General features: G+C 66.9%; 3 protein-coding genes. All 3 read left to right on the plus strand.

The features are described 5' to 3' along the window. Nucleotides 1-62 precede the first annotated feature (62 nt). From BQ4888_RS09455 to BQ4888_RS09465, 3 genes are read left to right on the plus strand one after another with little or no spacing between them, the layout of a single operon-like run. Nucleotides 63-1664 carry a PfaD family polyunsaturated fatty acid/polyketide biosynthesis protein gene (locus BQ4888_RS09455; protein ID WP_092057130.1) on the plus strand — a complete coding sequence of 534 codons (1602 nt, stop codon included), beginning with the start codon at nt 63-65 and terminating at the stop codon, nt 1662-1664. Next, nucleotides 1661-8476 carry a type I polyketide synthase gene (locus BQ4888_RS09460; protein WP_092056725.1) on the plus strand — a complete coding sequence of 2272 codons (6816 nt, stop codon included), beginning with the start codon at nt 1661-1663 and terminating at the stop codon, nt 8474-8476. The genes BQ4888_RS09455 and BQ4888_RS09460 overlap by 4 nt, the downstream gene beginning before the upstream one ends. Nucleotides 8477-8478: 2 nt before the next feature. Further along, on the plus strand, nt 8479-15504 hold the full coding sequence (locus BQ4888_RS09465; protein ID WP_092056726.1) for a beta-ketoacyl synthase N-terminal-like domain-containing protein: 7026 nt from the start codon (nt 8479-8481) through the stop codon (nt 15502-15504). Nucleotides 15505-15570: the final 66 nt, after the last annotated feature.

Consider the following 15570-nt stretch of genomic DNA (forward strand, 5'->3'; position numbering starts at 1 on the left):
GTAGACGATATTCCCGGTGTGGCGATCCCTTCGCCCGGCACGAGGAGTTTTGCTTGAACCAGATGAAACCAGGGTCCGGACCCGCACTGGGCCTCTTCCACCCCGCCCCGCGGCAACCGGCGACGACCGCAGCCGCCCTGCTCCAGACCGACACCCCCCTCTTCATCGATGACCAGGGGTGTCTTCAGACGGGATCCGCCCTTACCGACGATGGCGCGCCGACCGTCCCTTTTGTCGGCATGGTTCCCCCCTGCCCCCCCGAGCAGTTGGGCGATCCCGACTTCTGCCGCGATCACGGTTTGCGCTACGCTTATGTCGGCGGCTCCATGGCCAAGGGGATCAGTTCCGTCGCCATGGCCCAGGCCTTCGGCGCCGCCGGAATGCTCGGCTTTTTCGGCGCCGCCGGCCTCCCCCTTGACGAGGTGGAGCAGGCTATCGCACAACTCCAGGGCGGTGCGACCCCCTATCCCTTCGGGATGAACCTGATCCACAGCCCGAACGAGCCCGACCTGGAAGCGGCGCTGGTGGAGCTCTACCTTAAACGCGGCGTCCGTCTGATCGAAGCCTCGGCCTTTCTCGATCTGACCTTGCCGGTGGTGCGCTTCCGCGTCCACGGCATCCACTGCGACGGCTCGGGACAAATTATCACACCGAACCGGATTATCGCCAAACTTTCCCGGGAGGAACTGGCCGCCAAGTTCCTCGCCCCGCCGCCGGAACGGCTGTTGAGGGAACTGGTCGCGTGCGGCCAGATCACCGCCGAACAGGCGGAACTGGCGGCGCACATCCCCATGGCCCAGGACATCACCGTCGAGGCTGACTCGGGCGGGCACACCGACAACCGCCCGGCCATCTCCCTCTTCCCCTCCATCCTCGCGCTGCGGGACAAGCTTCAAGCCCGCTACCGCTACGATCAGTCCCCGCGACTCGGCCTCGGCGGCGGCATCGCCACCCCAGCCTCGGCTCTGGCCGCGTTCGCCATGGGTGCCGCCTATCTCGTCACCGGCACTGTCAATCAGGCCTGCGTCGAGTCGGGCACCTGCGACGAAGTCCGCAAAATGCTCGCCGAAACCCGCCAGGCCGATATCACCATGGCGCCTTCGGCGGATATGTTCGAGATGGGCGTGCATGTGCAGGTGCTCAAACGTGGCACCATGTTTTCCATGCGCGCCGCCCGCCTCCTTGAACTCTACCGCCAGTGCGGCAGCATCGATGAGATCCCCGCCGCCGAACGGCAAAAGCTTGAAAAAACGTTCTTTCGCACCCCCCTGGAAAACATCTGGGAAGAGACCCGCGCCTATTTCGCCAAACGCGATCCCCGCCAGGTAGAACGGGCGCAACAGGATCCCAAGCACAAGATGGCCCTGATCTTCCGCTGGTATCTGGGGCAATCGCCGGTCTGGGCGAACCGGGGGGAGAGCTCGCGGAAAATCGATTACCAGATCTGGTGCGGTCCGGCCATGGGCGCTTTCAACGAATGGACCGCCGGCACCTTTCTCGAAGACCCCACCCGCCGCCGGGTGGTGCCTGTCGCTCTCAACCTGCTGCTCGGTGCCGCCTATCTCTGGCGCGCCCGTCAGCTGATCCTCCAGGGCTTTCCTCTTGCCGCCGCTGCGGCCTACGCGCCCCTGGAAACCGAGAATCTCAAGGAGTACCTCCGTTGAAAACCGATCGCGCCGAACAGAATGTCCACACCACTCCGTTTCCTCCCCTGGCCATCGTCGGCCTCGGCTGCCTCTTCCCCAAAGCCGATAACGTCGAGGCCTACTGGTCCAACATCAAGAATGGCGTGGATGCCATCCGCGAGGTCCCCGAAAGCCATTGGCGGGCAGCGGACTACTTCGACCCGAATCCCAAGGCGCCGGACAAGGTCTACGCCAAGCTCGGCGGTTTTCTCGACCCTGTCCCCTTCAATCCCATGGATTACGGCATCCTGCCCAACGCCTTGGAAGCGATCGACACCTCCCAGCTCCTCGGCCTGGTCGCCGTCGGCCAGGCCCTGAAGGATGCCGGTTACGGCCCGGAGCGGGAATTCGATCGGGAAAAGGTCAGCGTCATTCTCGGCGTCACCGGCGCCCTGGAGCTGGTCATCCCCCTCGGCGCCCGCCTCGGCCATCCCATCTGGCGCTCGGCCATGAAGGAGGCGGGGATCGACGATGCCGCCATCGACGACGCCGTCCAGCGCATCGGCGACGCCTATGTCCCCTGGCAGGAGAACTCCTTCCCCGGATTGCTCGGCAACGTTGTCGCCGGCCGCATCAGCAAGCATTACAATTTCGGCGGTACCAACTGCGTCTGCGACGCCGCCTGCGGCAGCTCCCTCTCCGCCCTCAACCTGGCGGCCCTGGAGCTGGCTACCGGCCAATCCGACATGGTCGTTACCGGCGGCATTGACACCTTCAACGACATCTTCATGTACACCTGTTTCAGCAAGACTCCGGCCCTTTCTCCCAGCGGCCATGCCCGCCCCTTCGATGCCGACGGCGACGGCACGACCCTCGGCGAGGGCCTCGGCATCCTGGTGCTGAAGCGCCTGACCGACGCCGAGCGGGACGGCGACAAGATCTACGCCGTGGTCAAGGGGATCGGCACCTCCAGCGACGGCAAGGGGAGCGCCATCTACGAACCGAGCCCCTCGGGCCAGCAGAAAGCCCTGCGCCGGGCCTATGAAAACGCCGGCGTCGAACCGGCCACCATCGGCCTGATCGAAGCCCACGGCACCGGCACCAGGGTCGGCGATGCCATCGAAGTCAAAGCTCTGCGCGAGGTCTTCGGCGATGCCGAACAGCCGACCTGCGCCCTCGGTTCGGTGAAATCGCAGATCGGCCACACCAAGGCCGCCGCCGGTTCGGCGGGGCTGATCAAGACGGCGTTGGCCCTGCACCACAAGGTGTTGCCGCCGACGATCAAGGTCAAAAAACCGCAGGACGCCGTGACTTCGGGGAAAACTCCCTTCTACATCAACAACGAAACCCGTCCTTGGCTCCCCGCCTCCGGCCATCCCCGTCGCGCGGCGGTAAGCGCTCTCGGCTTCGGCGGCAGCAACTTCCACTGTGTTCTCGAAGAATACCGTCCCGAAAAAGCGACTGTCGACTGGTCCGATGATATCCAGATCGCCGCCTTTTCCGCCGCCGACAACAACGGCCTGGAACAGGGATTGAAACAGTTCCCCACCACCGGTCCCTGGTCCGAACTGGCCCGCGCCGCCCGCACGAGCCGCCGCAATTTCGATCCCCGCCATAACGTTCGATTGGCCCTGGTCTTCGTCCGTGATGGAGCGGAACCGGCGGAACAGGTTCGCAAGGCCCTGGCCCAGCTGGAGAAGAACCGCACCCAGAAAAGCTGGACCACGCCGGACGGCATCTGTTTCGCTTCCGGGGAGGCCGAGGCGCCGCCGGCGGTGCTCTTTCCCGGCCAAGGGGCCCAGTATCCGGGGATGCTCAAGGAACTGGCCCTGCACTTCCCCGCCTTTTTCCAACGCTTCGAAGAGGCGGATCGTCTCTTTCCCAGCGAGGCCGGACCGCTCTCTGACTTCGTCTATCCCCGCCCGGCCTTCACCGACGGCGAACGCCAGGCTCAAAGCGAACGCCTGCGCGCCACCGAGGTGGCGCAACCGGCCCTGGGTGCGGTCAGCCTCGGCGCCTGGAGCGTCCTCGCCGACTTCGGCCTGAGCGCCTCGGCATTCGCCGGACACAGCTACGGCGAGCTCACCGCCCTCTGCGCCGCCGGAGTCTTGGATGCCGCCGACCTGCACCGGCTGTCGCGCCTGCGCGGTGAGTTGATGGCCGCCGGCAGTGGTGACAAGGGCTCCATGTTGGCGGTCTCGGCGCCGCTGGCTGAGATTGAGAAAGCACTTGAAGAAGAGAAGCTAAACCTCGTTCTAGCCAACAGAAATACGCCTGAACAAGGGGTACTTTCCGGCCCCGTCACAGAGATCCAACGGGCCGCCGAATGCTTGGGCAAACGGGGTCTGCGCTGCACGATGCTCAATGTCGCCGCCGCCTTTCACAGTGAACTGGTCGCCGACGCCGCTGGCCCCTTCGCCGAAAAACTGAAAGATGTGGCCTTTCGCGGCGCCCGGACGCCGGTCTATGCCAATACCAGCGGCGCCCCCTATCCCGCCGACGCCGCTGCCGTCCGGGATCTGCTCGCGAACCAGCTGGCGAAACCGGTGGAGTTCGTGCAGGAAATCGAAGCCCTGTACGCCGCCGGCATCCGCGTCTTTCTCGAAGTCGGCCCCGGCGCCCGCCTCACCGGCATGGTCAAGGCGATTCTCGGCGACCGCCCCCATCAGGCCCTGGCCATCGACGCCGCCAACGGCAAACGCTCGGCCCTGCTCGATCTCGCCCGCGCCCTGGCACAACTGGCGGTGCTTGGCCAGTCCGTAAGCCTCGATCGCTGGGATGATCGCCCCGAGGAAGCGGAAGCCGCAACGGGGAAGAAGGCCGGATTGACCGTCTCCATCGGCGGCGCCAACTACTTCAAGCGGCCGCCGAAACGTCCCGCCGCGGCCCGCCCCGCGCCGGTCACGCCCCCCACTCCGGCAGCGGCTCCCGTCTCACCGGCCGCCGCTCCGACGCCGGTCTCGCTCCCCGCTGCCGCCGCGATACCGACTCCCGCGCAACCTTCGAACGAAGCACTGCGTGAAGCCATGAACCTCAGCCGCCAGGGCTTGCAAGCCCTGCAGAATCTGCAGGAGCAGACCGCCCGCCTGCATCAGCAGTTTCTTACCGGCCAGGAGCAAGCGGTCCAGTCTTTCCTCAGTCTGGTCGAGCAGCAGCGCCGGATGTTCGGCACGGCTCCCGGCACCGTACCGGCCGCGGTCGCAACCCCCACGGTTGTGGCCCCGGCCTCTCCGCCGCCCGTCGCCCCACCGGTAACGATGGCCCCGCCCGTTGTCGCCTCTCCCATCATGGCGACGACTCCCGCCATCACCACCGCGCCGGGTCTGGATTCCGGCCGGGTCGCCGAGGTGCTGCTCGCCGTCATCGCCGAGAAGACCGGCTATCCCCGGGAGATGCTCGACCTCGATATGGCTCTCGACGCCGATCTCGGCATCGATTCCATCAAACGCGTTGAAATCCTCTCCGCTCTGCAGGAGCAGTTGCCCGAAGCGCCAACCGTGCGCCCCGACGAACTCGGCGTCTTGCAGACCCTGGGACAGATCGTCGAGCGCCTCGCCGTCGCCCCGTCAGCAGCCACGCCCGTTGCTGCCGCGAGCCCTTCCCCCGCTCTGGATTCCACCCGGGTCGCTGAGGTGCTTCTCGCCGTTATCGCCGAGAAGACCGGCTACCCCCGGGAGATGCTCGAACTCGATATGGCTCTCGACGCCGATCTCGGCATCGATTCCATTAAACGCGTCGAAATCCTCTCCGCCCTGCAGGAGCAGCTCCCCGACGCGCCCCCGGTTCGTCCCGACGAACTCGGCGTCCTGCAGACCCTGGGGCAGATCGTCGAGCGTCTCGCCGTCGCTGCCCCGGCCGCAGCCATGACTGTTGCTGCCGCGAGCCCTGCCGCCGCTCTCGATTCCAACCGGGTCGCCGAGGTGCTCCTCGCGGTGATCGCCGAGAAGACCGGCTATCCCCGGGAGATGCTTGAACTCGATATGGCTCTCGACGCCGATCTCGGTATCGATTCCATCAAGCGGGTGGAAATCCTCTCCGCTCTGCAGGAGCAGCTCCCCGACGCGCCCCCGGTGCGCCCGGACGAACTCGGCGTCCTGCAGACCCTGGGGCAGATCGTCGAGCGTCTCGCCGTCACCGCTCCGGCCATAGGGACAGCTTCCGCCGTCGCTGTCGCGCCGGGCCTGGCTTCCGGTCGGGTCGCCGAGGTACTCCTCGCCGTCATCGCCGAGAAGACCGGCTACCCCCGCGAGATGCTCGAACTCGATATGGCTCTCGACGCCGATCTCGGTATCGATTCCATCAAGCGCGTCGAAATCCTCTCCGCCCTGCAGGAGCAGCTCCCCGAAGCGCCGCCGATCAAGCCGGAACACCTCGGCACCCTGCAAACGGTGGCGCAGATCGTCGACTTCCTCGCCAGTGTTTCCGGCGCCCCGGCGCCCGCCCCTGCCGCACTTCCGGCCGAGCCCGTCGCCGGTGGTTCCGTCGAGCGCCAACTGCTCAAGGTCGTCCCGCTCAATCCCAAGGCGGAACGCGCGCGGTTGACCCTGGCCGGGGGCGAACTGGAGCTCTGGATCGGTGACGACGGCTCTCCTCTGGCTCATAATCTGGCGGCACGCCTCAAAGATCAGGGGCAGCTTACCCGGCTGATCCCCCTCGATGAACTTGACTTTCTCCCGGCGCCGTCGGAACTGGCCGGGCTGATTTTGCTTACGCCTGTTGCCGGCTGCGAGGACCGCGACCTGCTACGCACTTTCCGCCTCATGCAGATCGCCGGGGCCGGTCTCAATCGCGTCGCCGCAGAGCGCGACGCCCTCTTTGTCACCGTCTCCCGCCTCAACGGCAGTTTCGGACTTTCGCCCGGCGCCGCGCCCGCCGACCCCCTTTCCGGCGGTCTCGCCGGGTTGAGCAAAACCGCCGCCCACGAATGGCCGAAGGTGCACTGCAAAGCCATCGACCTGGCGGATGACTGGAGTTCACCGGATGAGGCGGCTGCGGCCCTGGCCGAAGAAATTCTCCGCGACGGACCGCGGGAAGTCGGCCTCTCCGCCGCCGGTCTGCACACCCTCAAACTGACGACCACCCCCCTTACGGGGGAACCCGGCGAGCTGCCCCTTTCCCCCGACGATCTCGTTGTTGTCAGCGGTGGCGCCCGTGGCGTCACGGCGGAAGTGGCGATCGCCCTGGCCCGCGCCGGGCAGGCGACGTTCCTTCTTCTCGGGCGGAGTTCGGCGCCGGAAGCGGAACCGGAGTGGCTGCGGGATCTGCAGGGAGAGACGGCCATCAAGCAGGCCCTGCTCCAGCATGCGGAAAGCCCGTTGAAACCAAAGGATCTGGAAACGCGCTACCAGAGCCTGCTGCACGGCCGGGAAATCCGCGCCAATCTGCGCCGCATCGAGGAAGCGGGGGGCCGGGCCCTCTATCGCAGCGTCGACCTGCGTGACTGTCAAGCACTGGCCCGGGTCATCGCCAAGGCGCGGGATGAACACGGCCCGGTACGGGGACTGATCCACGGCGCCGGGGTTCTCGCCGATCGCCATATCGCCGATAAAACCCTGGAGCAGTTCGAAATGGTCTATGCCACCAAGATCGCCGGTCTGCGCGCCCTGCTCGATGCCGTCGGCGACGACGAACTGCGCTTCATGGCCCTCTTTTCCTCTTCCACCGGCCGCTTCGGCCGCACCGGCCAGGTCGACTACGCCGTCGCCAACGAAGTGCTCAACAAGATCGCCCAGCAGCAGGCGCGGCTGCGTCCCCACTGCCGGGTGCTCTCCCTCAATTGGGGCCCCTGGGACGGCGGCATGGTGACACCGGGGCTGAAGAAGCTCTTCGCTCAGGAAGGGGTCGAAGTGATCGGCCTGCAAGCGGGCGCCGACTACCTGATCCAGGAACTGGCGACGCCCCCGGGCGGGCCGGTGGAACTGGTCATCCTCGGCACCCGCGAAACCGCCGCCAGCGAAGAACCGCCGGCGCCGCCGGAAAACATCCACGTTTCCAAGGCCTTCGATCTCGACCTGAGCGTCGCCCAGTATCCCTTCCTCCAGTCCCACGTCATGGACAAGAAGGCGGTGCTGCCTATGGCGATGATGGTCGAGTGGCTGGCGCAAGCGGCGATCCACAACAACCCTGGCCTGCGCTTCCACGGCTTCAACGACCTGCGAGTGATGAAGGGGGTGACCCTCGGCGCCGAGGATCTGCGCTCCCTGCAGGTGCTGACCGGCAAAGCCTTCAAGAGCGACGGTTTCCATGTGGTGCCGGTGGAGCTTTCCGGCCGCGTCGACTCCGGCCGGCCTCTGGTCCATACCCGCGCTAAGGTGGTGCTGGCCAACCGCCTCCCCGCCGCGCGGGCGGCGGCCGAGCCATTGGATTTGGCGGCCTACTCCCGGCCGATCGGTGAAATCTACCGGCCGGAGCGGCTTTTCCACGGCGCCGACTTCCAGGGATTGACCGATATTCTCGGCTGCTCGGAGGCGGGCATCAGCGCCCGGGCCAAAGGCGCTCCCGCCCCCGGCGACTGGATCGCTCAGCCCCTGCGCAACTCCTGGCTCGCCGATCCCCTGGTGCTCGATTGCGCCTTCCAGTTGATGATCCTGTGGAGCTTCGAGCGCTACAACGCCGGTTCCCTGCCGGTCTTCACCGGACGTTACCGTCAGTACGCCGAGCGTTTCCCCGAAGCAGGCTGCGAAATCCGCATCCAGGTCACCCGCCAGAGTCCGAGCACGGCGGCGGCCGACATGGAGTTCGTCGATCCCGCCGACGGCCGGCTCATCGCCCGCATCGAGGACTATGAGTGCGTCATCGACGCCTCGCTGAACCAGAGCTTCCAGCGGAATAAACTGCAGGGAGCCGCCTGAGCATGAAGCACGGAAAATCGGTGGCGATCGTCGGCCTCGGCGGGATCTTTCCCGACGCGCCGACCCTCGAAGCCTTCTGGAACAATATCGTCAACGGCGTCAACAGCTCCCGTCGCCCCCCCAAGGGGCGCTGGCTGCTGGAACCGGAGGAGGTCTACGATCAGCGGATTGGCGCCCCGGATAAGGTCTGTTCCGCCAAGGGTTGCTATATCGAGGGGGATCTCGGCCCCTTGCCCGAAGATCTCGCCATCGACCCCGATTTCGCCGCCGGACTCGATCCTCTCTTTCACCTGCTGCTGCGCGCTGGACACCGCGCCTTCGCCGGAGGAAAAACGGACACCCTCGACCGCGGCCGCGTCGGGGTCATCATCGGCCATCTCGCCCTGCCCAGCGAATCGGCCTCGGCCCTGGCCCGGGACTGGCTCGGCCGCACTTTCGAGGAACGGCTGCTGGGGGAGAGCCGCGTCGGTCCCCCCGTCGTCGCCGCCGTCAATCACCGGGTCGCCGGGCTTCCGGCCGGGCTGCTGGCCCGCGCCCTCGGTCTCGGCGGACCCAGCTACACCCTCGACGCCGCCTGCGCCTCGTCCCTCTACGCCATACATCTGGCGGTGGAGGAACTCCTTTCCGGCCGCGCCGACGCCATGCTCAGCGGCGGGCTCTCCCGCCCCGATCCCCTCTACACCCAGATGGGCTTTTCCCAGCTTCATGCCGTCTCCCCCACCGGCACCTGTTCCCCCTTTGATCAACAGGGGGACGGTCTGGTCGTCGGCGAAGGCTGCGGTATCTTCCTGCTCAAGCGCACCGAGGACGCCCTGCGCGACGGCGACCGCATCCTCGGGGTGATCCGCGGCATCGGCCTCTCCAATGATCTCGGCGGCAGCCTCCTCGCCCCCGCTTCCGAGGGACAGTTGCGGGCGATGCGCGCCGCCTACCAGCAGGCGGGCTGGAATCCGAGCGACGTCGATCTCATCGAGTGTCACGCCACCGGCACCCCGGTGGGGGACGCGGTGGAGTTCGCCAGTCTGAAAAGTCTCTGGGGGGATGGCGCCCAACGCCGGGAGCCCTGCATCATCGGCTCGGTGAAATCGAACATCGGCCACCTGCTTACCGCCGCCGGCGCCGCCGCCCTGACCAAGGTGCTGCTCGCCCTGCAAGCGGAAACCCTGCCGCCGACCGCCAATTTCCGCGCTCCGGCCAAAGGCATCGATCTCGACCAGAGCCCCTTTGCCATCCTCGCCGAGGCCAGGCCGTGGACGTCGCGCAAAGCGGGCCGGCCGCGCCGGGCAGCGGTGAGCGCCTTCGGTTTCGGCGGCATCAACGCCCATCTGCTGATCGAAGAGTGGCTGCCCCCCCAGCCGAGCAAGAGCCGGGTGGCCTTCCCCCCTTCTTTTCAGCGCACGCCCCAGCCCATCGCCATCGTCGGAATGGGTGCCCATTTCGGTCCCTGGGAAGATCTTGCGACCTTTCAACGGCAAGTCTTTGGCGCCGGAGAAGGACCGGCGGCTGCATCGCCAACACGCTGGTGGGGGGCGGAAGAAAGCCGCTGGCTGCGCGATAGCGGCATCAACGCCGCGGCCTTGCGCGGTCACTTCGTGCCGACCGTGGCGGCGGCACCGGGAGAGTTCCGCATTCCTCCCAAAGAACTGGAAGAAATGCTGCCGCGCCAGCTGCTCATGCTACAAGTGGCCGATGAGGCCCTGCGCGACGCCCAGCTCAAAGGGGAGGATCTGCTTCACGCCGGGGTCTTCATCGGCACCGGCCTCGATCTCAACGCCACCGGTTTCAGTTTCCGCTGGGAGATCCCCCGCCTCGCCCGCCGCTGGGCGGAAGAGTTGGGGCGCAAGCTGGATGAAAAAAGCATGGCCGAGTGGATCGCCGAACTGCGCGAGGCCGCCGGACCGCCTTTGACCGCCAACCGGGTGATGGGCGGACTGGGGAGCATCGTCGCCAGCCGCATCGCCAAGGAGTTCCGTGTCGGCGGGCCGAGTTTCACCCTCTCCAGTGAAGAAAACTCGGGGCTGCGCGCCTTGGAGGTGGCGGTCCATGCCCTCCGCGAGGGCGCCGTCAACCGCGCCGTCGTCGGCGCCGTCGATCTCCACGGCGACCTGCGCGCCGTCCTCGGCCGCCAGGATAAGCAACCCTATTCCCCCTCGGGATCATGCCGCCCATTCCAGCCCGACGCCGACGGCTCCCTCATCGGTGAGGGCGCGGCAGCCCTGGTCCTCAAACGTCTGGAGGACGCCCAGCGCGACGGCGACCGCATCTACGCCGTCATCCAGGGAATCGGCAGCGCCACCGGCGGCGCCGCCGAAAGTTCCCGCCCCGATCGCGCCGCCCTCGATCTCTCCCTGCACCGGGCTTTTCAGGAGGCCCGGCTTAAGCCCGCCGCCGTCGACTATCTGGAAACCCACGGCAGCGGAGACCTCGAGGAAGATGCCCTGGAAGGCGCGGCCCTGGCCGAGTTCCTCGATGCCGGCGGCGACGACCGGCCCTGCTGGATCGGCGCGGTCAAGGCCGAGATCGGCCATGCCGGTCACGCCGCCGGGCTCGCCTCGCTGGTGCGCGCCGCTCTCGCCCTCCATCACCAGATCCTCCCGCCGCTGTGCCCGTCCCAGATCGACGGCACCCCCTGGGCGAAACGGAAACGCCCCTACCGCTTGGCCTGCGCCCCCCAATACTGGCTGCGCGACCGCGCCGAGGGGCCGCGCCACGCCTTGGTCAGCGCCCTCGGTGGCGACGGCAGCTGCTCGACAGCCCTGCTCGAAGGCTTCGACGGCAAGGGGAAAACGCGCACCCCTTCTCTTCCCAGCCCCTTGGGGCCGTTGCGCGAAGGACTCTTCGCCCTCACCGGCGACAGTGCCGAAACCCTGCTCGGCAAGCTCAAAGCCTTGCGGGAGTTGGCCGCCACCCAAGCGGAAGGATCACTGGATGACCTCGCTCGCGCCTGGCTGCGGCGCTATCCCGTGGAACGCAGCCGGGGTCGCTGTCTGACTCTGGTCGCCGGGGATCGACAGGAACTGACGGCGCTGTTCGATCAGGCCCGGGACTGGCTGACCGAGTTTCCGGAAGAACGTCTGGACGGTAACGACCGCACCCCCCGGGGGCTGCGCGACCGGATCTTCTATAACCCCGCGCCGCTCGCCGCCGAGGGCAAAGTCGCCTTCATCTTCCCCGGCTCCGGCAATCACTTCGCCGGCATGGGCCGGGACCTCTCCGCCCGCTGGCCGGAAATCCACCGCCGGCAGGACGCCTCCAGCCACTATCTGCGCCGCCAGTATCTGCCCCAGCACTTCTGGGGGGAGAGCTTGAACGAGGCAATCCACGAGCATCACAACGCCCTGGTCATCGCCCAGGTCGCTCTTGGCACGGCGGTCAGCGACCTGGTGCGAGGCTTCGCCATCGAACCGCAACTGGTGAGCGGCTACAGCCTCGGCGAATCGGCCGGATTCTTTTCCTTCGGCGTCTGGAAGGATCGCGACGGCATGGCCCGGCGCCTGCGGGAATCGACCCTCTTCACCGAAGATCTGGCCGGGCCCTGCCAGGCCGCCCGCCGGACCTGGAAGCTGCCGCCGGAGGACGCGGTCGATTGGACCCTGGGCCTGGTCGCCGCCCCGGCGGAAGAGGTACGCCAAGCCCTCGCCGGCGAAGAACGGGTCTATCTGCTGATCGTCAACACCTACGAGGAATGCGTCATCGGCGGCCGTCGCGCCGATCTCGAACGGGTGGTCAAACGCCTCGGCGCGACCTTCATCCCCCTGCGCGGGGTGACCACGGTCCATTGCCCGGTCGCCGACCAGGTCGCCCATCGCTACCGGGAGCTGCACCGCTTCCCGACCACGCCCCCCGAGGGCCTGCGTTTCTACAGCTGTGCCCTGGGGCGTTCTTATCCCCTGGATGAAAACAGCGTCGCCGACGCGATTCTCGGCCAGGCCCTCGATACCGTCGATTACCCGCGCGTGGTCGAGCAGCTCTACGCCGACGGCGCCCGCATCTTCCTGGAAATGGGCCCCGGCAACTCCTGTACGCGCATGATCGGCCGCATTCTCAAGGATCGTCCTCATTTCGCCCGAGCCGCCTGCTATCCCGGCGTCGACGCCGTCTCCCTGATCTTGCGCCTGCTCGCGCAGTGCCTCGCCGAAGGGCTGCCGGTCGATGTCGCCGCCCTCTATCCCGAGGTTCCCGGTACCAAGGCAGTGAAAGCAAAGACGTCGCTGATCGCCACCGAGATCGGCGGCGCGCCTTTTGCCCCGCCCCGGCCGGCGAAAGAAGAGTCCCGGACGCCGGCAGCCTCACCCGCCTCCGCCCCAGTTGCGGTCGTCAAGCCCCCCCCGGCCACACCACCGACGCCCATCCCGCCGCTGATGCCCGTCGCGCCACCGACCATGCAAGCTCCGCTGAAAGCCGCGCCGTCAGCAACGGCCGCCGTGCTTGCCGAAAATCCCCTGCTCGCCCCGCTGGAGCGGCTGACCGCCGCCGGGGCCGAAGGGCACGCCGCCTATCTCAGCTTCGCCAACGGCCTGCGTCAGGCGTTGACGGAAAATCTCAACTGGCACATGGAACTGCTGTCCCAAAGCGTTCAGGGGGGAGAGCTCCCCCCCGTCGCTCCCGCCGCCGGCCTCTTCGCCGCCATCCCGGCGCCGTCCGCGCCACCTGCGGCCCCTGCCCGCCCGGCCCGTTTCAGTCGGGAGATGTGCATGGAAGCGGCGATCGGCTCCATCGCCAAAATGCTCGGACCCGAGTTCGCCGAAGCCGATACCTTCCCGACCCGGGTGCGCCTCCCCGACGAGCCGCTGATGCTGGTCGACCGCATTGTCGAGGTCGAAGGCGTACCGCGCTCCATGAGTCACGGCCGGGTCGTCACCGAGCATGATGTGACGGCGGATCGCTGGTATCTCGACGGCGGCCGCATCCCCACCTGTATCGCCGTCGAGGCGGGACAGGCCGACCTCTGGCTTTCGGGCTATCTGGGGATCGATTTCATCACCCGGGGGCTGGCGGTCTACCGCCTGCTCGACGCCGTCGTCACCTTCCACCGCAGCCTGCCGATGCCGGGGGAGATCATCCGCTACGACATCCACATCGATCAGTTTTTCCGCCAGGACCAGACCTATCTCTTCCGCTTCAACTTCGAGGCGACAGTGGGCGGCGAACCGTTCCTCTCCATGAAAAACGGCTGCGCCGGTTTCTTCACCGCCGAGGAACTGGAAGCGGGCAAGGGGATCGTCCACACCAAGTTCGATCTGCTGCCGCAACCTGGCAAACTCCCCGCCGATTGGCGGGAACTGGTGCCGATGGCGAAAGAAGCCTACAGCGCCGCCCAGGTCGACGCCATCTACGCCGGCGATCTTGCCGGTGCCTTCGGGCCGCGCTTCGCCCATCTCGACATCGGGCGTCCCCAGACCCTCCCCGGCGGCCGGCTCAAGCTGGTCGACCGGGTCATCGAGCTCGACCCGACAGGCGGCCGTTACGGCTTGGGTCAGATCCGCGCCGAGATGGACATCCGCCCCGACGCCTGGTTTCTCACCTGCCACTTCGTCGATGACCGGGTCATGCCCGGCACCCTGATGTACGAGTGCTGCATGCACACCCTGCGCATCTACCTGCTGCGGATGGGCTGGGTCGGCGCGGCCGGGGAGACCTGGTGCGAGCCGATGCCCGGCGTCGCCAGTGGTCTCAAGTGTCGGGGTCAGGTGATCGAGACGACGAAGGTCGTCACCTACCAGGTAAGCATCAAGGAGCTCGGCTACGGCCCGGAACCTTTCGCCATCGTCGATGCCCTGATGTTCGCCGACGGCAAGGCCATCGTCGAAATCCCCAACATGTCGGTGCGCCTGGCGGGATTGACCCGGGAGAAGGTCGAAAATCTGTGGAGGTCCAATGAACCGTCCGTAGGGGCGATTCATGAAACGCCCTTGCCATCACCCACCCCCGGATCGGTCGCGGGCCGGCGTCCGGCCCTCTACGATTACGAGAAGATCCTGGCCTTTTCCGCCGGCAATCCTTCGGAGGCCTTCGGCGAGCCCTACCGGATTTTCGACCGCGAGCGCAGAATCGCCCGTCTGCCCCGTCCGCCCTTCCAGTTTCTCGACCGCATCGTCGCCATCGACGGCGAACCCTGGAAGCTGGTACCGGGCGTAACGATCGAAGCCGAGTACGACGTCCCTGCCGACGCCTGGTATTTCGCCGCCGGCCGCCAGCCGGAGATGCCCTTCGCGGTCCTGCTCGAAACCGGCCTGCAACCCTGCGGCTGGCTCGCCGCCTATCTCGGTAGCGCCCTGACCAGCGACATCGACCTGCGCTTCCGCAACCTCGACGGCAACGCCGTGCAGCACCGGCCGGTAACGCCCCAATCGGGCACCTTGACCACCAAGGTCAAGATCACTCGCATCTCCAGCAGCGGCGGCATGATCATCCAGAGCTACGATTTCGAGATCAGCGATGCCCAGGGGCCGGTCTACACCGGCGATACGGTCTTCGGCTTTTTCTCTGCCGCCTCCCTCGCCCAGCAGGTCGGGGTGCGCGACGCCCGCCCCTATCAACCGAGCGCCGAGGAGATGTCCCGAGGCGAGGCCTTCCCCTACCCGGTCGACGCCCCCTTCCCGGATACGCAACTGCGCATGGTCGATGCCATCGAGCTCTTCGTCGCCGACGGCGGTCCCCAGGGGCTCGGCTTCATCCGGGGAACGAAGCGGGTCGACCCCGGGGAGTGGTTCTTCCAGGCCCACTTCTATCAGGACCCCGTCTGCCCCGGTTCCTTGGGTCTCGAATCCTTTTTGCAGCTGCTAAAAGTGGTCGCGGTCAGACGCTGGGGCGGCACGCCCGCCACCCGCCTGGAGACCGTCGCCCAAGGGATGCGTCACCAATGGAACTACCGGGGGCAGATCATCCCCGAGAATCAAAAAATCACCATCGAAGCGGTCGTCACCGCCGTCGACGATGCCCGACACCTGCTCACCGCCGACGGCTACCTGACCGTCGACGGCAAGGTGATTTACCAGATGAAGGATTTCAGCCTGCGCTGGTCCTGAATCACATTCCGCCCAACAAAAATCGGCCGGAAGCGGTACTTATGACGCTTCCGGCCGATGGCCGTA

The sequence above is a fragment of the Desulfuromonas acetexigens genome (assembly GCF_900111775.1).
In the GTDB taxonomy this organism is placed as follows: Bacteria; Desulfobacterota; Desulfuromonadia; order Desulfuromonadales; family Trichloromonadaceae; genus Trichloromonas; species Trichloromonas acetexigens.